Raw genomic sequence first — 19,517 nt, 5'->3', positions numbered from 1 at the left:
GTTGCGCTCGTCGCGTGAACCAACTACCCTAAATTTCTATGAAATCCCGTAAGCCCACAATACCCTAATGATGTGACAAAGAACTAATCTTAGCAACCTTCGCTGATACTTAGTTTTGTCAATCTAACCCACTGATGTAGGCTAAGAAAAATTGATAGCCCCAATCGCATGAATAAATCACAAAGGTCAAGACTACCATAAGTACCAAGGATATCAATCCGACAAAAGCATATACCGGAAACCGCTTAAAAAGTATCCAATCATGAACCATTAAGAGGATAGGCAGTAAGAAAAACAAGATGGCAGAAAGTAAAATGTCGGAATCCGGAAAGACTAAGAATGTCGCTCTTACCAGAGCAACAACCATAAAAGCCATAGAACCAATCAATACAGCTGTTCTGTGTAGTAATGGATTTTTCCTGAAAACCAAGGCAATGGAAATTGCAATCGTAAATACCACCAATGACAAAAGATCAAGAAACAAGGGAAAGGACTGATCTTTCATTTCATCCATATTTTCGGGATTCAGAAGCCCCATTCGGATAGATCTTGGTGTGGAGTCCAGTACTGCCTGAATACTGGTAATCACAACCAATACCGCCAAAACCGACATGGCATACCCTAACTTCTTATGAATCGCAACTTTGCGAGTATTCACTAGTGCCGACTGTATCACCAAGAGCAAAAACCAAGCAGTCAGTATTATTCCGTGGATGACGTAAACCGTAGGAAGTCGGTCGAGTTGCCAACGTTCGGGTTGTTCTAAGAAGGGTCTCAGATAAAAAGTCCGGGTGAAGCCGATCAGAACAAAAAGTAATAGTATTATCGTCAGAATCAGGTAAAAGCGGGAGTATTGTGTTTTCATAATTAATCCTTTTTTAAAAGTTTATCACTCACCCCCAAAATCCTCCCCGCTTCACTCATATACACCATCATATATTCCTCCAAGTCTTCCGGACTTTCAGGAGAGAAGTCTCTGATGAGCCCTATTTTATAGACTTTTTGCCCGTGTTTAATGACCTTTTTTTGACTTACATCCCATTCACCCAAGAAATGCCTTTCGGCAGCTACTATATTTTCTCCCCATTTTTTACTGAAATCAGCATATTCATCTGCGATGATATCGACATACACCTGCTCGACAATTGGTGACAAGTCTCCATTCTCAGAAAGGAGGGTGCCGAAGGTTTTCATTATTTCTTTCCATTGATCCGCCAATTCCCCTTCTATGGCTTGGCGACCTGTAAATTTCAATTCATCAGGAAGGAAACGTGATGCCAACGCTTCGTAAAAACTGAAAATATTATCGTCACGAGATGTCCAACGATTGCTCATGATGGCTATGGATAAATCGTATTCGGGATAATAGCGGTAATAGCCGGTATAGCCTTTTTTTAAGATCCATTGTGACCAAATTCAAGACTTCCCAATAGATCACCTATCTCCCATCCCAAACCATACGATCGATAATCTTCTTGAGAAAGTTTCCCATTATTCAGTTGATGCTTGGTCCACATTTTATCTAATTGCCCTTTGGAGACTACTTTTCCGCTTACCAATGACGGTCCCCATTTAGCCAAATCTTTCCCCGTCGTAAGAATGCAACAATCTCCTATGGTGGAATAGAAATTGGAAATCAAAGCACCATTGATAGGCCCGCTTTCTCCTTTATGGTAGCCTTTGGCACGGTTAGGGCGCAATTCAAATGCATCTTCGTAGCGGGTGTCCATCATGCCTACAGATTCAAAAATTCGCTTTCGCATAAATTCATCCATAGAACTATCAATGTGGTTACGAATGATAAAACCCAGCAAAGCATAATTGGAATTGGAATAAGCGAATCGCTCCCCAGTCGGGAAATTGAGTGGATTGGTGGTACACATCTCAATGTATTGCTCAGGGGTGAGTTCTACCGCCCGGTCAATATTGGGTAAAAGGGTGTAGCCTGGAAAGTCTTGCGTATAGTCTTTTATACCCGAAGTGTGGTTGAGCAAATGTTCTATCGTGATATTATCCCAACTATCGGGAATACCTTCTAAATGTTGCCCAATGGGATCTTTGATGGAAAGTTTACTATCTTCTTCCAGTACCATGATGGCTGTGGCGGTAAAGGTTTTACCTACCGAGCCTACATTGAACAAGGTGTGTTCATTGGCGGGAAAATTCAGTTCTACTTCTGCCAATCCATATACCCCACTAGAGATATATTCTCCGTTTTGCATTACCGCATAAGAAAGTGCGGGAATATGGAGCTCCTTCATGTTTTTTTCAATGAAGGCATCTATTTCCTGCTGGAAAGTGGAAGTTGCAGGTTTATCGCTGCATGAAAACAATATGCTTGTAAACCCAAAAATGACAGTCAGTCTGCTGAATAACAAGAAAGTCATGTATGGGGAAAATTTGAATCTGTGATTTTTCATAAATTGAAGGCTTTTATTCTCGCATACCTTGTCCCGAGAATCGGGGGGGCGCAAAGGAAAGCACAGCGAACGCAGCGGTATTGATGTCATCTCTTTGCGTCCTTTGCGTTTTTTTCGTTGCGGTCGTTGCGTGAAACTCTTTTCCTAAATTTCTATGAAATCCACAAAGCCCACAATACCCTAATGATGTGATGATTGAAATTTTGAGAATTTAAAAAATCAACCAAACCTATCCCCTACACCAACTTAACCAAAGTAGCAGCAATAGCCTCTGCAAGCTTTGTATTCACCTTGTAATTTCCAGCATAATCCATCCAATTGGAAACAATCCCCTGCACTTCCTGAATAATTCCCAGTGGATTTCGGATAGAGTTCTGCTTGGCTATCACCAAAAAATCATCCACCACAAAATCTTTCCTTTTGTCATTGATGCTCAAGCAATGTTGACTCACCCAAACACTGTCAGGCCTGTAAGCATGGCAAATATCATAAGCAGGCGAAAGGCTCCATTTTCCCTCCTGATCCATCAGGAAAGCAAAGTTTTTGGTATGGTCGTCACAGTTGCGGGCCAGCACATTGAACACCATCCTGCGGTACAATTGCTCCGCTTCTGCATAGGACAGCCGCAATTGGCGCATGGTCTGAAACAATTGCTCGTAGCTGTAGCTGCTCACATTGTTAAAATCAAAATGCTGCAAGGCACAAAAGGTCTGCATGTGGAGCTTGTCCGTTCCATTGACCCTATCAAAACGCTTGGTCATAAAGTGGGCCCTTCCCTCCTCTTCAATCAGCCTACTTTCAGCCATTTCAATCCCTGCATCTACCGCCATCTGATAGTAAGCCATCTCTACCCGTCCATAACCAAAGGTTTCACCAAACTGTGTATCATTGACCCCGTCAAACTTGATCAGCCAATGCTCAAATCCAGCATCTTGCAAGGTCTGTCCCGAGCGGATCATTCCGGTGGCTTCATTGTATGCGATGATGGCTTTGGGCCGTGCCCCTCCAGCTGAAGTCCCCATTTTTAAGACATCCAACATCACATCCTGCATAGCGGAAGTGGTTTGGGCTTCAAAGCGCTCTCGGCTTTCCAACAATTTCTTGGTCGTCTCTATCAAACTTGAAAGTTCCAATGCCTGTCCTTGCTCTTGAGCAGGTAAGATTGAAGGTTCAAACTCCAATGCACCCATCCCCCTGTTGCCTATAAAGCAAAGTAGCTCCACAGGATTCAGTGAGTTTTCCGCCCGTCCATTGCGGGCCAACCATCCATTGATCAGTTCATTCCCATAGCGATCAGGCAAGGAATCCGCCAACAAACCCGGAAGTCCTTTGAATGTGGTATTTCTCCTCAATTCCGGAAAGCTATAAACACGGGTACCAAGTGGCATCCGAACAGGCGAGATATCCAATTTGCCAGAAGCAAATTTTCTCTCGTATTCGAAAAAAGCCAGTTCCTGCCCTTCATCCCATACAACTGCCCCAATTCGCTGCCCCCAAAGCTTGACAAATGCGGTCCTTACCATCCCAGATCATCTTTAGGAGGAGACTTTTTACTTTTAGAAGCTCGCTTCCATTTGGCTTCATCTTCCCTTGCCAACTGCATTGGACTGATGGTCGTGACCTCCTGAAAATCATTCAAGACATACAAAGCATCCAGCACTCTTAAAACTTTCAAGAGATTAAGCAGCGCTATATTCTCACCCCTCTCCAACAAACTCAGTGTAGACCGGCTGATGGCTGCACGCTCAGACACTTCTTCCTGCGTGAGGTTTTGATCTATCCTTCGGGCTTTGACATAAGCTCCTATTTTTTTCAGAATAGCCGCATCACTTATGTATGAAATTTCAGTCATTAGTATGGTATTTTGGACACTATGAATCACATTTCATACAAATATACTGATTTATTTTGGTGATAAAAATTTTTGAATGAAATTTCAGTCATTAATATATATTAATGAATTTAATGCATATTATTTCATACAAACAAAATAGTTTTTGAAGAAAGCAATTTAGAAGTCAGAAACCTACCTCAAATACCTCTTCTTTTGGGCTCCTGCTGCGTACTGCAATGAATACCCCCTCCATACCAGTTGAGCGGCATGGCATCTACAAAAACAATCTCTCTGTCGGGAAAAGCTTGCTTTAAAAGCTTTTCGACTTCTTTTTCCCGTTGGATAGAAGCTTCATCTTTGGCATAGGAAGATGTCACGACCACCCCATTGGTAACCAAAAAATTCATATAACTCGCTGCCGCAACATACGTCAGTGTATCCCCCACCTGAAGTTTCTTTTGGTCTTCATAGCTAAATGAACTTAAAGGGTAATACGGTTCATCATACAAGGTATCAGAAACTACAAGAGGTCGCTCCTGATGATAAGGCAATGGGATTTTGATGATCTTGAAAGGCTTGCCATCCTGATCTTTCTCCTTTTTCAGGATTTCATAATTTTTCGACATACGCTCGTAATTGACCTTATTCAGCGGATGCTTATCCACTTCATTTTCATCCACCCAAGCCAAAAGGATTGTCCTTGCATCGGCAAAGCGCACAAATTCGTCCGTATGCCCACCGGTACCATATCCCACATATTTACCCAATTGAAAATGAAAGATATGTTCATCTTCAGCTAAGCCCTGCGGCAACCAGATTACTTTTTTCACTCCCAAAGTTCTTTTGAATTCTTCCTCGAGTTCCTCTTTGGTCCAACCTGGATTGCGTTGTAAGGTAACAGACTCACATTGGATCAGCACCCCTTTGCCATTTACTTCAATGGAACCTCCTTCAATGCTGAGCTTTCCTTTAATCCATTTGGCCCCAGTGGCCACTGCCATCAGGCTATCTACTTTTGCTCTCTTGCCTGATCTTAATTTTTCTTTCTTAAATTCAAGACTATCCAGTAAAGTAGAATCCCGCAAAACCCTCCAATCCAAAGAACCATAAGCATCCCACTCAAAATCCACCGCACCCAATTCTCCTTGGTGATTGGCCACAAAGGCAGCACCATAATCCCTGATCCAAAAGTCATCCCCAGGAATGATAAAAAACTGAATCTTAGCGGTATCGACTCCCAGGTTGTCAAGGTCGTGTTTCACAATAGGTAGCAAGCTATCAGCGGGTACAGCCATCTTAATCTGAACATGGCCATCGATGGCCATCATAACTTCGCTTATCACCAGCTTATAATCACTCGCCCATTCTTCCATGTTCCAGGTGCCAAACCACACCGCTTCATGGGGCTCAAATTCCCCGGGCATAAACAACACTGAGGGATCTTGAGATTTTTGACTGCAAGAGAAAATGATTAGAGTCAATAAGGAAAAGAATGTAAGCTTTTTCATAGTTGGGTAATTTTGGGTTCACGCATTGGGCGCAATGGAAATCGCAACGACCGCAACGAAACAAATTCTTAATTTTTTTTTAGGATTTAATTATGCTTGAATTAGGGTTTATGACAGAAACGTTGCGCTCTTTGCGTGAAACTCGTTGCGATCGCCGCGTGAAATTAATCATCTATTTAACATCTTAATCAGATGATACTTTAGCAATCCTTGGCCCCTCAATCTTCTGCAATTCAGCCGCCGCCTTCTCTACTGCTTCAAATACCCTTAGAAAGTTTTCCTGAGTGACCTTTTTCAGCTCACTTTCCGTCCAACCACGATTGGCCAGCTCCAAAAGAAGATTGGGAAAGGTACTTCCATCTTCCATCCCCTCGATCAAATAATACATCCCATCAAAATCACTCCCAATCCCGATATGATCCACTCCGATCAGATTTTTTACATAATCAAAATGATCTGCAAAATCTTTGACAGTCACTTTGGGTTCCGGATTGGCCGCTTCCCAGGCATCCCATTCGGCATAGGCCAACTCAATTTCTTCGTCGGACATCTGTTCAGGATAAGGATATTTTTCTTGAAATACCTTATCCATACTATCGAGCTTCACCAAATAATAATCATGGGCAGCCTGAGTGGTGAAATAGTTAACCGGAGTCAGCATGATCAATCCTCCATTTTCTTTTAATTTCAGAAGAACGGCATCAGAAGCATTTCTTTCGGTATCTGTAAGTGCCCTTGCATTGGCATGGCTAAATATGACCGGAACCCTTGTGATTTCAAGCACATCCAGCATCCCTTTCTCCGTAATATGGGATAGGTCAATCATAATGCCCAGCCTATTCATTTCTAATACCAGCTCTTTACCATAATCCGATAATCCACCATGAACAGGTTCATCAAAAGCCCCGTCGGCAATGTTATTGTTATTATAGGCCAAAATCACTGAGCGTAAACCCAATCGGTATAGTGTCCTCAATCTTCCCAAATCGTCCACCAATTCATAGGTATGCTCCATAGAAGGGATGATGGCAATCTTGCCTTTTTTCATTGTCTCTTTGACCTCGGAAGATGTAACTGCAATTTGAAAATCATCTGGATACTTTTCCTCTATCCTATAGATCAAATCCCAGCCTTGCAGGTATTCATTCATCTCTTTGCCCCTGCCAAAAATATTGGTCAGCAGGGCACCAACACCCCCTTTCCTCAATCGGGGAATATCAATATGGCCATCCGTAATTGTATCCAATGGATAGGCATCCAATTCTCTCGGGCATTCTTTGCACCAGATATAATGGATCAAAAGGTCGTTGTGTCCATCAATCAGGGGGGCATCTTTCAGGACTTTGGAAACGATTTCTTCCGCGCTCCGCTCAACTTGAGGTGAACACGAAATCAAGAGAATCAAAAACAATCCATAAAACTTCATAGGCAAAAATTCATCATGATTGAAGTGATCAATTTCCCCAAAACACAAACCTTTTACAATCCCCTAATCATGTGATAGCAAGTTCTAAATAACCCATTCCCTCTTCACAGTTTGGGTATTGAATGGTCAGCCAATTGAAGCTACAGATAAAAAACCTTTCAGATAATCTGAAAGCATCATAAAGAGAAATAGAACAGTACTTATCAAGGCGGCACAGCCACCGATGACACAGGTATGGGTGAGTATGTTTTCTGTTTGGATTTTCATAGTGTTGTTATTTAGGTAAAGCATTGAAAATGAATACACTATGAATATACGAAAATAAACATTACGGATAATACGCTAATTATGTGATAACCAAATATGAAAAACCCTTATTTTAATCATTTGATTTAACTGAAAACCAACTCAGGAAAGACTAAATCCACCTCGTTGTTTTTCTTTTTTTGAGAAATAGTTGGCTAATGCGATTATTGTAGTAATTGAAGCAACAGTCACAAAGTAAGAACCCTCCAATCCAAAAGAACCTCCATTGAATCGATTGAATTCATCCATTGATATAACTAAAAGTGAGTATTTATCAATTCCGCTGACATTAAACCCTACCAGAGATTGAAAAAAATTCCAACTCAGGTGCATACCTATCGGCAACCATAGGTTTTTGGAATAGATGTAAGAAATTCCAAAAACAAGCCCCACTAAAAATAGATTGATAAAAGCTATTTGATCAAAATGAGGGTTGAATCCATGCATGATGGAAAACAGTATAGACGAAAGAATTAGCGCCAAATACTTATTGAATGAAAGTATGAAGTTTTTTAAAACATAACCCCTGATCAACACTTCTTCACCAACAGATACTAGGATAAAAAGGGTGAATAAAATGATCATCTCCCCTATATCAAAATGAATCCTCTCCACAGCAATCTCTTTGAAGATGATCAAAAACAAAAATCCCACTATCATAATAACCATGCCAACCAAAAAGCCTAAGACAAAATCATTCCATCGTTCCTTCACCTGAAACCCAAGTTTTACAAATGGCTCTTTATCAACATATTTCATAAACAACCATAGAATCAAAAAAGTACCAGCGTTACTGAAAACCAAAATAACAAAGTCTTGATAAGAATTCTCTTTATGAACTTCTTGAGTGTAATCAAGCCCAACTAAAAGGGCTCCGAAAAATTGAAAAAAACCAACAACAATAAAATATGGAATGATTAACATAAGAATCCTTACCCATCCGCTTACTGTTTCCTCTTTCTCTAATTCATGGTTTTCTGAGAATGAATTCATTTGATAGAGTTTTGATAAGTTGTAAGTATAAATTCTGACTAAAATATACGTAATTATCAAAAGAGAAAAGAAAGTAAACAAAAACTTTACATTGATTCTGTGGGAAAAATTAATCTATAACTCAATAATAATTCTAACTTCATCCGAAAGAACCAAACTCTTCTCCCCTAGCCCAAAATCCAAGCGGTCAATTACAAACTCTCCTTTAAACTTCCTTTGTTTTCCTGTATTGGTCACAGAAAATGGAATTTCCACCTCCTTTTTTACATCCCTAATCTGAAGTTCAAAAATCCCTATAAACCCATTTTTACCATTGGTTTTGAATGACTTGGATTGCAAACGTAACTCAGGGTATTTCTTTACATCAAAATACTCTCTGCCTTGCAAATGCTTATCTCGTAATTTGATACCTGTATGAATACTTTCAGGATTAGCTGTCCCTCTGATACTGGATGCTCCCAATTTCTTTGGATCAAAATCCACCTCCACCATCCAGTCCGAAATTGCCCCATCTACTGTGATACCTGCATTTTTGATTTTGAATTGAATAGGGTTTTCAGGTTTGATTGTTTGGGCCAAAAGTGAAAATGAAACAAACAAAATCACTAACAACAAACTTAGCGTTAGTTGGATTTTCTTCTTTTCCAAGATTGGGTTCACGCAGCGAGCACAGCGTAAAATACGCAACGAGCGCAGCGGGTCAAGAATAATATCCAAATATCCAACCCGCCTGCCGTAGGGCAGGTATCCATAAATATCATAGTTCTTATAAATCACCATAAGTGTTAATTACAATGTCAGCAAATAAGCAATCAAAGCCTTCTTATCCACATCATTCAACTCCATCCCAAATTCATGTCCTCCAACAGCTTTGGTCTTTACATCATGCGCTTTGAAGGCGGTTGGTACATAATCATCCCTTAATCTGGCGGGATCAAACAAATCCTCTAATTTGGCCAATGAAGCATCATGAAGAAAGGGTCCCCTGTACCATAATCCCAACAAAGAAGGGACTTTATAATAGCCCGTTCCTCTTCTGGTCTTCATCGTGTAACCAGGATCTGTACCTACAGAAATATCGAAGATATCATATTTGTCATAATGTTCATCAGGGACTTCAAATCCATCGGCAGGGGTCAACTTGTTGTTAGTAAAAAGCGGCGGGGTATGACAGGTTACGCAACCTTGTTCCGCAAAAATGATCTTTCCCCGCTCGCTGACAGCTGATGGTTTATTAGGGTTTTCCGGTGGTGTCAATGAATAAACATATTTTGCAATGGCATATAATTGTGCTTCTGAATGTCGATCATGTGTTCCAGGAAAAAAAATGGGCTGACCGCTGTACAATTGTTCTTTGGTCAGGCCCAGTGAATTATAGTCCCCATAAAAATTTAAAAAATCCAAAGCTTGGTTCATGGCGATATAACGCATCATGTCTTCGATATTTCGATGCTGACCCAGTCCTCCATGATCCAGGTATTTTCTATCCTTTACTCCAATCAGGTTAGGGGCCTGAGGAGGATACAAAATACTGGTTCCCTGCCTTCCAAAAGCTCCTTCAGGAACTGCCTTATAAGCCTCCAGAATACTTTTTCTTCCACTTTCCAGTAATTTACCATGGGGGTTTCCTTCTGCAAAAGGACTTCCAAACAAAATATTGGTGATTCCTTGAACACCCCTTTCAGAAACGCCATCCGATTCTAAAGCAAAAACAAAAGCCTTATCCCCCGGCCAATTTCCTTGGGCACCTTTTAGCAATGACCCGTCCTCCATTACCCGAGTATGACACATGGCACAGGAAAGATTGCCTAAATAAACCTTCCCCTTGCCTGCCACTACCCACTGCGCAAAAGGCATCACTCCTTCCGGTGTCAAGGGCATTCCTGTTGCGGTGTAAAAATCTGGATTCCGAACATGTTGGGTACTAATTACAGCACCTAAAGTGTCTATAGGATAGTCAAAGAGCAATTCACCTGCCCTGATCCAATCCTCTTCTGTTAAAAGCTTGCTTTCCTCCAATACAATCTCCGCTTCTTGTTCGTGCAGCCACTCCCAATACCCTTCGGGTTCATGGTCGGGATGATACACAGGATAGGTTTTATAAATTACTCGCTCGGGAAGGTTATAGTAAAACTCTTCGGAAACAGGCTGTGCGGAAAACTCCGGATTGGAATTGGGCAGTTCCCAATCTTTCATGGCTTCATCTGTCCAGATACGGGGAAAATCTAATACAGAAAAATAAGCAATACCCTGCTTGCTCAATCCAAAAGCCAATAGCGGGAGCAGCATACAAGCGTATAGCCACAGCGGAAGTCTTGAAAGAAAGTCTTTTATTTTCATTTTGAAGCTTTGTTATCAATTACTTACACAAATTAGTGCTTTCAAAAACCGATCACAATACCCTAATCAGGGGATAAGACCTGGCAGGTTTCAAAAACCTGCCAGGTCTATGTTGCCTGTTTGTCTACTGGTCAGATGCTAACTTTCCGAGTTTTAAAACTTTTCCAAAGTTCGAAACTTTGGAAAAGTTTCGTTCTGTCTTAGTTCAAGTCTTCAGCCTTGGATTTATTTTATAACTTACCAAAACCTCAACTCCACGTCTTGTCTCGCCTTGGTTCTGGAAATCACCTTGTACTCAAAGCGCTGATTGGTACCTGGAATGGTTCCCTCGGACTCAATGACCAACAAATAATCTTCCTCAGTCCTTGGCTTATTATATTCTTCATAACGAGAAGCAACTCCTTTTCTAGGGCTGAGGGCTTCCAGTTCCGGAAGAGTAAGAACCCCGTCTGAAATGGCATTTAACAAAGGAGCACTATCCACAAACCAAACTGGCATATTCGTTCCTCCACCATACGCAATCACAGGAAAAGTTCCCATGGGTGTATTCGGCTCAATCAGTCCTTTTCCTGAAAGTGTCAAAGGACAAAAAAATCCATTTGGAACATGGTACAGGTCTAGCAAATTGAATTCAGGATCGATGCATTGAACGTCCCGCATCATGGGAATCACAATGGTGCCATTGGATTCCATAATCAGTTTATCTGGGCCTAAAACCGCAATTCTGGCATAAAATGGTGGTCCTGGATCATCCGCAGGGAACGCCAACTCGATAAAGTAAGGATTGGCTTTCAGTTTCTCGTATTCTAGTCGGGCTTTCTCAAGCTCTGAAATAGTGGGCTCTCCATCCTCATTAGAACATGCAATCACCAAAAAGGCAAGGCCGATAAATAGTTTCATTAACAAATAGTTTCCAATTCCTTTCATTGCTTTAAGAATTAAGATTTAACAATAATTACCCTACAAACCTAGTCTGAAAGCAAAAAAATGGATAGTAAAAAAACGACATGTTTGTTTAGAGACAAGATGCAAGAAACAAGAATCAAGACATCTTGAATCTTAATTCTTTCCTCTTTTCCCTCGCTCTTAGAACCTAATTTCCTTCTGAAATCTCAATGGCTTCCTTTTCAACTCCTCTTCCATCATCGTTGGCGTGATTCCCGCAAACTCTTTGAAGTCTTTGATAAAATGCATCTGATCGTAATAACCGGACAGATAAGCTATTTCAGACCAATTAGGGGTTTCGGACCTCTCAAAAAGTCTGTAGGCATTGGAAAATCTAATTAATCTGGAATAGACTTTTGGGGAAAATCCCAATCTTTCTTTGCATTTTCTTTCAAATTGCCTCACGCTCAGACATGCCAAATCAGCCACCTGAGTGATTGGCATATGGCCTTGATATTTGAGCATATATAAGAATGCTTTGTCGATGGGAAGCAATTCTTTAACCTTGGTTAATTTACTAAGCAAATAATTCTCTATGCATTCATGAATTTTGTCCAATGATTTCATTTCAGCACACCTGTCCACCAGTTCATTGATATCAGACCCCATCAATTCCAATCCGTCAAAGCCATCATCAAAAATCTCTTCCATGGGAATTCCCAGCAACCTAAAAAGACCACCTGGGCGGAAACCAATAACCGCAACTGTGTAATCTTGATTAACAGTCAATTCCATTCTTGTCGCCTGTGGCCCCACCACCACAGCCTTTGGTCTTACCTTAAACGCAAGCTCATTGACCTTCTTGGCTTTAAACTTTGCTTTGATATATAAAAAAATACAATGCTGGGGTGTTGGAGGATATTGACCGATAACACCTCCTTCATTTGGATCAAGGACATGATCCACTATAAAAACACTTTGGACAAAGTTTGACAACAAAGGATGTGGATTAAATGAATGAGCTCTTAACATTTGTTTGAATTCTTATTTCCACGACAAATTAGAACTCTTTGACGGCTTAAGCAATACCCTAATCAGGGTATAAGCATGCTTACTTTCAGGTGATTATCCCCTATAATAACTTTAAATGGATGTAAACAAATACGTTTAATCGGCCTTGCTTTCTACTTTCCCAGAAAAACATTTTTATAATTTAAGTAATGCCATAGCTACTCCAAAATAAACCGCCAATCCCAATAGATCATTTGCCGTAGTAATAAAGGGGCCCGAGGCAATTGCGGGATTAATACCGAATTTATCTAAAACCAATGGTGTAACTGTACCCATAAAGGAGGCTAACAACACCACGCAAAACATGGCTAAACCTACAGTGATTCCAAAAATAGATTCAAAACCATAGACAAAGTGAACCACTAAAAATACAAATATGCCCAATACAACTCCATTCACCAATGCAATGGAAACACCTTTGATAAAGCGTTGCCATGGGGTATCATCAAAGACTGATTTGGATGCCAAGGTTTGCACCACTAAGGAAGAAGATTGAATTCCTACATTTCCACCTGTAGCAGCTACCAAAGGAATAAAAGAAGCCAAGGCGATATACTTGCTCAAACCTTCTTCAAAAAAACCAATGATTTGAGCGCCCATCAAACCTCCTATTACTCCGATTAGCAACCAAGGAAGACGCGCTTTAGATATTTTAAAAATGGAATCAGACTCCTCCACATCTGCGGAAATACCAGTCATTGCCTGTATATCCTCTTCAGATTGCTCCCGGATTAAATCCAAGACATCATCCACGGTAATTCTACCGACCAGTCGGTTTTTCGCATTGACTACAGGGATAGACTCCAAATCATATTTTCGCATAATTTCAGCAACTTCCTCCCCATCCGCATGCGTAGGAACAGACACTATATCAGGCTCATAAATATCCATAATCTTGGTATCGGAAGCAGCTAGGATGATTTTCTTCAATGACACACGTCCCAACAAATGCTGCTTATTATCCACCACATAAATAGAATAAATTTTTTCTACCCGTTCAGCTTGTCTTCGAATTTCTTCTATGGTCTGTACTACATTCCAGTTTTGATTGGCTTTGATAAATTCCTTGGCCATCAAACCACCTGCCGAATCCTCATCATAGCGTAAGAGGTCTAAGATATTGGCTGATTTTTCCTTTTCAGTCAGATTAGAAATTACCTCCTCCCGCTCTTTAAACGGCATCAATATCAGAATATCCACCGCATCATCGGAATCCATATGCTCGATGAATCCAGCCAATTCGGAAGACTCCATCTCTCGAATCACTTTGAGCAAGGAGTCCTCTTCCAACTCAATCAAGATGTCAGCCGCAATGTCAGCCTCCAGAAGACGCAACACATACAGAGCCTCCTCCATGTTCAATTCATCCAAAATAGCTGCAATATCCGCTACATTGGCTCCTTCCAAAGATTCTTTAATGAAGTCTATTTGTTGCTCTTCAATGCCTTCCCGTAGACTTTCTAAGTATTCTTTGGATAATGAAAATGATTTTATTGGTTCCAAGACTCTTGTATTTTTTGGGTTAAACTCACAAACTCCTGCACATCCAACTGTTCTGCCCGCTTGTCCATTACAGGACTACTGTTTAATTCTGAGGATACATTGAACACCTTCATGCAGTTTCTCAATGTCTTTCTTCTAGTGGCAAAACCTTGTTTCACAACTTTGAAAAACAATTTCTCGTCGCATGCCAAGTGGGTCACTCCATTCCTCCGAAGACGGATAACTCCGGAATTAACTTTGGGGGGTGGATTGAACACTCCAGGCGGAACAGTAAATAGATACTCAATATCATAGAAAGCCTGCAATAAAACAGATAAAATCCCATAATCCTTATTGCCTTTTGGGGATGCGATCCGCTCTGCTACTTCTTTTTGCAACATACACACCACCTCCGTGACATGCGAGCGCTCTTCCAAAATCTTGAAAAAAATTTGGGAAGAAATATTGTAAGGAAAATTACCTGCCACTGCATAAGGCCCTTGCATGATTGGTGTAAAATCCTTTTTCAAATAATCAGCCTCTATGATTTTATCACCTAACTGAGGGTATTTCTGATTCAAATAGACAATGGATTCTGAATCAATATCTACCAAGTATAAATCCCATGCCTTTTCTAGCAAGAAATCTGTCAAGACCCCCATTCCTGGACCTATTTCCAACACTTTATTTACATGTTGATGCCCGGTGACAGCATCTGCTATCCGCTGAGCAATCCTTAAATCTGTAAGAAAATGCTGTCCCAGGTGTTTTTTGGGTTTGACTTTGTCCATGCGGCTAACTTTGATATTTTTATATAAATTGCAGTTCAAAAATAAGACAATTATCACAAAGGCCTACTATCTTATGTGAAGTCCTTGTGAAGCTTGGTACGCTAATCAAAAATTAATGAGTAATAGAAAACAGAAACCCATCATCGGAATCAGCATTGGAGACATCAATGGAATCGGTGCAGAAGTAACCATGAAAGCCTTGTTAGACAACCGAATCATGCGTTTGGTGACTCCAGTTATCTATGGACATGGCAAGACTATGGCCTTCTACCGAAAGCAATTGGAGCTGGAAGATTTCAACTTTATGCAAATCCGTTCGGTGGATGAAGTACATCATAAAAAAATAAATTTGGTCAACGTTTTGGAAGAAAGCCCTGAGGTCATGCCAGGAGTAGAAACCCAAGAGTCTGGAAAAATGGCTTTAGCCGCCTTGAACCAAGCGATTGAAGATCTAAAAACAAATAAAATCGATGGATTAGTTACGGCTCCATTGAATAAAAACAATATCAACTCCCCTGAAAAAAAGTTTATCGGGCATACAGAATATCTGACTGATGCCTTTGGAGCGGAAGACAGTTTGATGTTTTTAGTAGCAGAAGATATCCGAGTGGGGCTGGTGACCGGCCATATTCCGATTACTCAAATTGGCAATAAATTAACAGCAGAAAATATCCGGAAGAAATTGACCGTTATGTTGAATTCCTTAGAAAATGATTTTGGAATCAACAAACCAAAAGTAGCAGTCTTGGGATTAAACCCTCATGCAGGTGAAGACGGACTCCTAGGAACAGAGGAAACTGAAATTATAAGTCCTGTCATCCGAGAATTTAAAGATAAAGGTAAGTTGGTTTTTGGCCCTTATCCTGCTGATGGATTTTTCGGAATGATGCACCAAAAGAAATTTGATGGTGTCCTTGCCATGTATCACGACCAAGGATTGATCCCATTCAAATCCATGGCCTTTGACTCAGGAGTCAATTTTACAGCTGGATTACCGATCGTGCGCACCTCCCCTGACCATGGCACTGCCTATAACATCGCAGGAAAAAATGTTGCAGACGAAGGTTCCATGCGAGCAGCCATCCTTCAGGCCTATGATATTTTAAAAAATCGAGGTAACTGGGAAAATGAACAAGAAGATGAATAAAACTAACTGGGAGTTGATCAATCACAAATGACTAACTCCCTTTTTAATTTTAATGACGAGGATTGCAATAAACCCATGTAAACTTTATGCTAGACGTACTCATCATTGGCGCAGGATTTTCAGGAATTGCTGCCGGTAAAAAGCTCCATGAAGCCGGGAAATCATTCAAAATTCTGGAAGCACGAGACAGAATCGGTGGCAGAGTATATACCAAACGCTGGGAGGATGGTTTCTACTTGGATTTAGGTGGGCAATGGATAGGTCCAACGCAAGACCGTATGTATGAACTGTGCCGAGAGTATGGAGTCGACTTCTTCGAAACTTACGATGAAGGTAAAAACTTATTAGATCTGAATAATAAAATAAGGAGTTACGCAGGCCTAATTCCCAAAATGGACATCATTTCCTTGATTAATCTTGACTGGGTCATGAAAAAAATGGAGAAAATGGCAGCCTCCATCGATTTAAACCAACCTTGGGCTCACTCCAATGCAAAAGAGTATGACAGCATTAGTTTGGAAGCTTTTATAAGCAAAAACTGTAAAACCAAAGCCTGCAAAAAAGTCATCCGATTGGCATGCGAAACAGTCTTTGCTTCGGAAATGAATGAAATCTCATTACTTCATGCCTTGTTTTACATTCGTTCCGGAACTGACTTAAATACCCTCGTCAGCATCAAAAATGGTGCTCAACAGCATCGCATTCAAGGTGGTATGGGAACCATAGCCGAACGTATGGCCAAAGCATTTGAGGGTTCCATCCTGTTATCTCATGCAGTCAGCAAGATAGAACAAGGTGACTCTTCAGTAACTGTTTATACCGAGAAGGTCTCTTTCACTGCTAAAAAACTGATCATAGCTATCCCTCCACCACTCGCTGCCAAAATCAATTTCAATCCCATGCTGCCCGCCAACAAAAGACAAGTTATGGATCGTATAGCCATGGGGCAGGTAGGAAAATGTTTTATGATTTACAAAAAACCATTTTGGAGAGAAAAAGGATTTAGTGGACAGGTACTAGCTGACGAGCAATCACCTTTCCAAACACTTTTCGATGCTTCTCCTAATGATGGATCGATTGGTATTATTTTAGGTTTTACCATTGCAGAAAGATGCAAGGCCTACTTTGCACATGTAAAAAAAGACCGGCAGAAAGCTATGGAAAAACAATTGGTTTCCTATTTTGGTGCAGAAGCATCCACCCCCATTCGTTATGAAGATTTTACCATGACAGATGAAGCTTGGTCCCGAGGCTGCTATGCAGGCTTGTACCCCACAGGTGCTTGGACCGGTTTTCAGGATGCTTATCGGGAAACAACCGGACGCATTCATTGGGCCGGTACGGAGGCAGCTACTCGTTGGTTTGGGTATATTGAAGGGGCAGTCTTAGCTGGAGAAAAAACGGCTACCGACATCATTTTATCTCTCAAAGATTAAGGGAATTGGGCAGATTGAGCGCAGGTATTTTTTGATTTTGAATGATTGAAAACAGATAAAGTAGGCATGAGAAAGGTTAGGATTGGTTTGGTAATTATACTGGTTGGGTGGGGAGTATGGGTGAATGTGGGGTATTCAGTTGAGTCAATTTCTACGGAATCCCATATCAGCTTGGTTGAGGACATCAATCCAGTTGGATATGATACAACTACTGGCAATATTGTGGGCATTCAGCCTTACATGCTTCCTGCTGACTATTTGAGCGAGGAACTGTTTTTCCAAAAAATGGACGCCTATTTCAATAAAGCTGAGCAGGCAGGATTTTTTGGAGATAAAACCGTTGTTCTACTTCCTGAATACCTTGGCACCTGGTTGGTTATTTCCAACGAAAAAGTAGCGGTTAGCAAGGCTTATACCTTAACCGGTGCCATGGCCACATTATTGTTGAGTAACCCCCTGAGTTTTTTAAAAAACTACTTCTTATCATCTTCTGATGAAGATCGTATTGCTTCCACCCTATTTCGCATGAAAAGTCAGGAAATGGCTCGAATTTACAGTACTACTTTTCAGCAATTGGCAAGAAATTATAGCGTACATATCGTGGCCGGGTCCATCAACCTTCCGGGAGCCCATGTAACTCAGGGAACAATTCAAGTTACTCCCTCTGACCCGATCAAAAATACTTCCTTTGTTTTTAGCCCGACGGGAGAAATCCTTCCTTATGCTGTACAAAAAGCCTTTCCTATTGAATCCGAACAGCCTTTTGTGACAGCAGCCAATCCCTCAAATATCCCAGTCATTCAATTACCTATTGGCAAAATCGGCGTATTGGTATGCGCGGACTCCTGGTATCCAGAATCTTACCAAGCCATCCAATCTGCTGACATTATCTTGGTCAATTCCTATTGTGCAGGTAACGGAGCCATGAGCATTCCATGGGCTGGTTATAACGGTGCTCCCACCCCATCCGATGTAGCACTTTCAGATATCGGAACCCTCACCGAACAGGAAGCATGGAAAAAATACGCCCTCCCCGGTCGCATCTCCACCACCCAAGCCCGCCACGGCGCTAACATCTTCCTCCGAGGCCAACTCTGGGACCTCGGCACCGATGGACAGCCATTTTTTATTCTGAATGGAGTGTTGCTAGATATAAAAGAGGCGGAAAGAGGGGGTATATGGAATTTGTCTCTCGCAGAAAGTTCTCGCAGATAAAAGGGATTGAACAGATTAAGCGCAGATTATTTTTTTTGATTTTAGGAGAGTTTCTCGCTGATAAAACAGATAGTGAAGATTTCAAGCAGATTTAATTACTTGGATTTTAGGCAGATTACTTTAAAATGCTAGTTATATAGCAAACCTACAAGACTTAATTGAGTGAGTTTATTTGGATTTAGTTAAAGTTGATTACTTGGATTCTCTGGTATTGATGATTCTTATGATACTTTTTTTATTGACTAATTCATTGGTGTTGAAATTCACTAAAATACCCAATTTCAATCCCGAAAGTCTTAGATAGCTTAATAATTGCTTTTTATGGACATCATGCAATTCTTCCACTGATTTAACTTCAACAATCACTTTATCTTCTACAAGAATATCTAAGCGATAATTTCCTTCTAATTTTACTCCTCTGTAGACTATTGGAAGGGTAACTTGTGTTTGCAATTTTAACCCTTGTTCTTCCAACTCCAAGGCTAATGCTTTTTCATAAATTGTCTCTAACAGCCCTGGACCAAAGTGGTTATACACAGCAAATATTGCTCCCCTAATCTTATAGCTAACATCATTTTCCTCCATACCCAAAAATAGAATATGTGAGCAAATCAGTTCCAAATTTAAGTACTTCAATAAATACTTAATTTTCTTCAGAGGCTT

Annotated in this window: 19 protein-coding genes; 3 read left to right on the top strand and 16 right to left on the bottom strand. The window is 40.8% G+C overall.

Annotation, left to right across the window (positions count from 1 at the left end; genetic code table 11):
• Positions 1 to 118 precede the first annotated feature (118 nt).
• From ACXIUD_RS15215 to rsmA, 15 genes are all read right to left on the bottom strand, one after another.
• Positions 119 to 865: a hypothetical protein gene (locus tag ACXIUD_RS15215; protein WP_458053499.1), complete on the bottom strand. Its 747-nt coding sequence runs from the start codon at positions 863 to 865 to the stop codon at positions 119 to 121.
• A gap of 2 nt (positions 866 to 867) precedes the next feature.
• Positions 868 to 1,335 carry a hypothetical protein gene (locus ACXIUD_RS15210; RefSeq protein WP_458053498.1) on the bottom strand — a complete coding sequence of 156 codons (468 nt, stop codon included), beginning with the start codon at positions 1,333 to 1,335 and terminating at the stop codon, positions 868 to 870.
• A 59-nt stretch (positions 1,336 to 1,394) separates the two neighbouring features.
• Positions 1,395 to 2,420 (bottom strand): serine hydrolase domain-containing protein, encoded by a 1,026-nt coding sequence (locus ACXIUD_RS15205; protein WP_458053497.1) that lies wholly within the window; start codon positions 2,418 to 2,420, stop codon positions 1,395 to 1,397.
• A gap of 236 nt (positions 2,421 to 2,656) precedes the next feature.
• On the bottom strand, positions 2,657 to 3,943 hold the full coding sequence (locus tag ACXIUD_RS15200; RefSeq protein ID WP_458053496.1) for a type II toxin-antitoxin system HipA family toxin: 1,287 nt from the start codon (positions 3,941 to 3,943) through the stop codon (positions 2,657 to 2,659).
• Positions 3,937 to 4,272: a helix-turn-helix domain-containing protein gene (locus tag ACXIUD_RS15195; protein ID WP_458053495.1), complete on the bottom strand. Its 336-nt coding sequence runs from the start codon at positions 4,270 to 4,272 to the stop codon at positions 3,937 to 3,939. Before ACXIUD_RS15195 ends, ACXIUD_RS15200 begins: the two co-directional genes overlap by 7 nt.
• A 179-nt stretch (positions 4,273 to 4,451) precedes the next feature.
• Positions 4,452 to 5,762 carry an agmatine deiminase family protein gene (locus ACXIUD_RS15190; RefSeq protein WP_458053494.1) on the bottom strand — a complete coding sequence of 437 codons (1,311 nt, stop codon included), beginning with the start codon at positions 5,760 to 5,762 and terminating at the stop codon, positions 4,452 to 4,454.
• A gap of 184 nt (positions 5,763 to 5,946) precedes the next feature.
• Complete coding sequence (locus tag ACXIUD_RS15185; protein WP_458053493.1) at positions 5,947 to 7,188, bottom strand: dipeptidase; 1,242 nt, start codon at positions 7,186 to 7,188, stop codon at positions 5,947 to 5,949.
• Positions 7,189 to 7,314: 126 nt separating this feature from the next.
• Positions 7,315 to 7,455 carry a hypothetical protein gene (locus ACXIUD_RS15180; protein ID WP_458053492.1) on the bottom strand — a complete coding sequence of 47 codons (141 nt, stop codon included), beginning with the start codon at positions 7,453 to 7,455 and terminating at the stop codon, positions 7,315 to 7,317.
• A gap of 141 nt (positions 7,456 to 7,596) precedes the next feature.
• Entirely contained in the window at positions 7,597 to 8,487 is an 891-nt protein-coding gene (locus ACXIUD_RS15175) for a CPBP family intramembrane glutamic endopeptidase (protein ID WP_458053491.1), read from the bottom strand.
• Positions 8,488 to 8,601: 114 nt separating this feature from the next.
• Entirely contained in the window at positions 8,602 to 9,267 is a 666-nt protein-coding gene (locus tag ACXIUD_RS15170) for a YceI family protein (protein ID WP_458053490.1), read from the bottom strand.
• Positions 9,268 to 9,276: 9 nt separating this feature from the next.
• Positions 9,277 to 10,827: a hypothetical protein gene (locus tag ACXIUD_RS15165; RefSeq protein WP_458053489.1), complete on the bottom strand. Its 1,551-nt coding sequence runs from the start codon at positions 10,825 to 10,827 to the stop codon at positions 9,277 to 9,279.
• Positions 10,828 to 11,064: 237 nt separating this feature from the next.
• The gene (locus tag ACXIUD_RS15160) at positions 11,065 to 11,727 is read right to left on the bottom strand and encodes a hypothetical protein (protein WP_458053488.1); all 663 of its coding nucleotides are present in this window, start codon (positions 11,725 to 11,727) and stop codon (positions 11,065 to 11,067) included.
• Between the two features lie 186 nt (positions 11,728 to 11,913).
• On the bottom strand, positions 11,914 to 12,744 hold the full coding sequence (locus ACXIUD_RS15155) for a helix-turn-helix domain-containing protein (RefSeq protein ID WP_458053487.1): 831 nt from the start codon (positions 12,742 to 12,744) through the stop codon (positions 11,914 to 11,916).
• 174 nt (positions 12,745 to 12,918) lie between these two features.
• A complete protein-coding gene (mgtE, locus tag ACXIUD_RS15150) occupies positions 12,919 to 14,286 on the bottom strand; it encodes a magnesium transporter (protein WP_458053486.1) in 1,368 nt (455 codons plus the stop codon).
• A complete protein-coding gene (gene rsmA / locus ACXIUD_RS15145) occupies positions 14,274 to 15,056 on the bottom strand; it encodes a 16S rRNA (adenine(1518)-N(6)/adenine(1519)-N(6))-dimethyltransferase RsmA (RefSeq protein ID WP_458053485.1) in 783 nt (260 codons plus the stop codon). Before rsmA ends, mgtE begins: the two co-directional genes overlap by 13 nt.
• 115 nt (positions 15,057 to 15,171) lie before the next feature.
• On the opposite strand from rsmA, the gene pdxA reads away from it, so the two are divergent.
• The 3 genes from pdxA (at position 15,172) to ACXIUD_RS15130 (ending at position 18,854) form a co-directional block, all read left to right on the top strand.
• Complete coding sequence (gene pdxA / locus ACXIUD_RS15140) at positions 15,172 to 16,203, top strand: 4-hydroxythreonine-4-phosphate dehydrogenase PdxA (RefSeq protein WP_458053484.1); 1,032 nt, start codon at positions 15,172 to 15,174, stop codon at positions 16,201 to 16,203.
• 86 nt (positions 16,204 to 16,289) lie between these two features.
• Positions 16,290 to 17,639 (top strand): flavin monoamine oxidase family protein, encoded by a 1,350-nt coding sequence (locus tag ACXIUD_RS15135; protein ID WP_458053483.1) that lies wholly within the window; start codon positions 16,290 to 16,292, stop codon positions 17,637 to 17,639.
• Positions 17,640 to 17,705: 66 nt separating this feature from the next.
• Positions 17,706 to 18,854 (top strand): nitrilase-related carbon-nitrogen hydrolase, encoded by a 1,149-nt coding sequence (locus tag ACXIUD_RS15130; RefSeq protein ID WP_458053482.1) that lies wholly within the window; start codon positions 17,706 to 17,708, stop codon positions 18,852 to 18,854.
• Between the two features lie 192 nt (positions 18,855 to 19,046).
• On the opposite strand, the gene ACXIUD_RS15125 is transcribed toward ACXIUD_RS15130, so the two are convergent.
• Positions 19,047 to 19,490 (bottom strand): GxxExxY protein, encoded by a 444-nt coding sequence (locus ACXIUD_RS15125; protein ID WP_458053481.1) that lies wholly within the window; start codon positions 19,488 to 19,490, stop codon positions 19,047 to 19,049.
• Between the last annotated feature and the right edge of the window lie 27 nt (positions 19,491 to 19,517).

Source organism: Mongoliitalea sp. (assembly GCF_054166905.1).
This window is presented reverse-complemented; position numbering and strand designations above follow the sequence as displayed.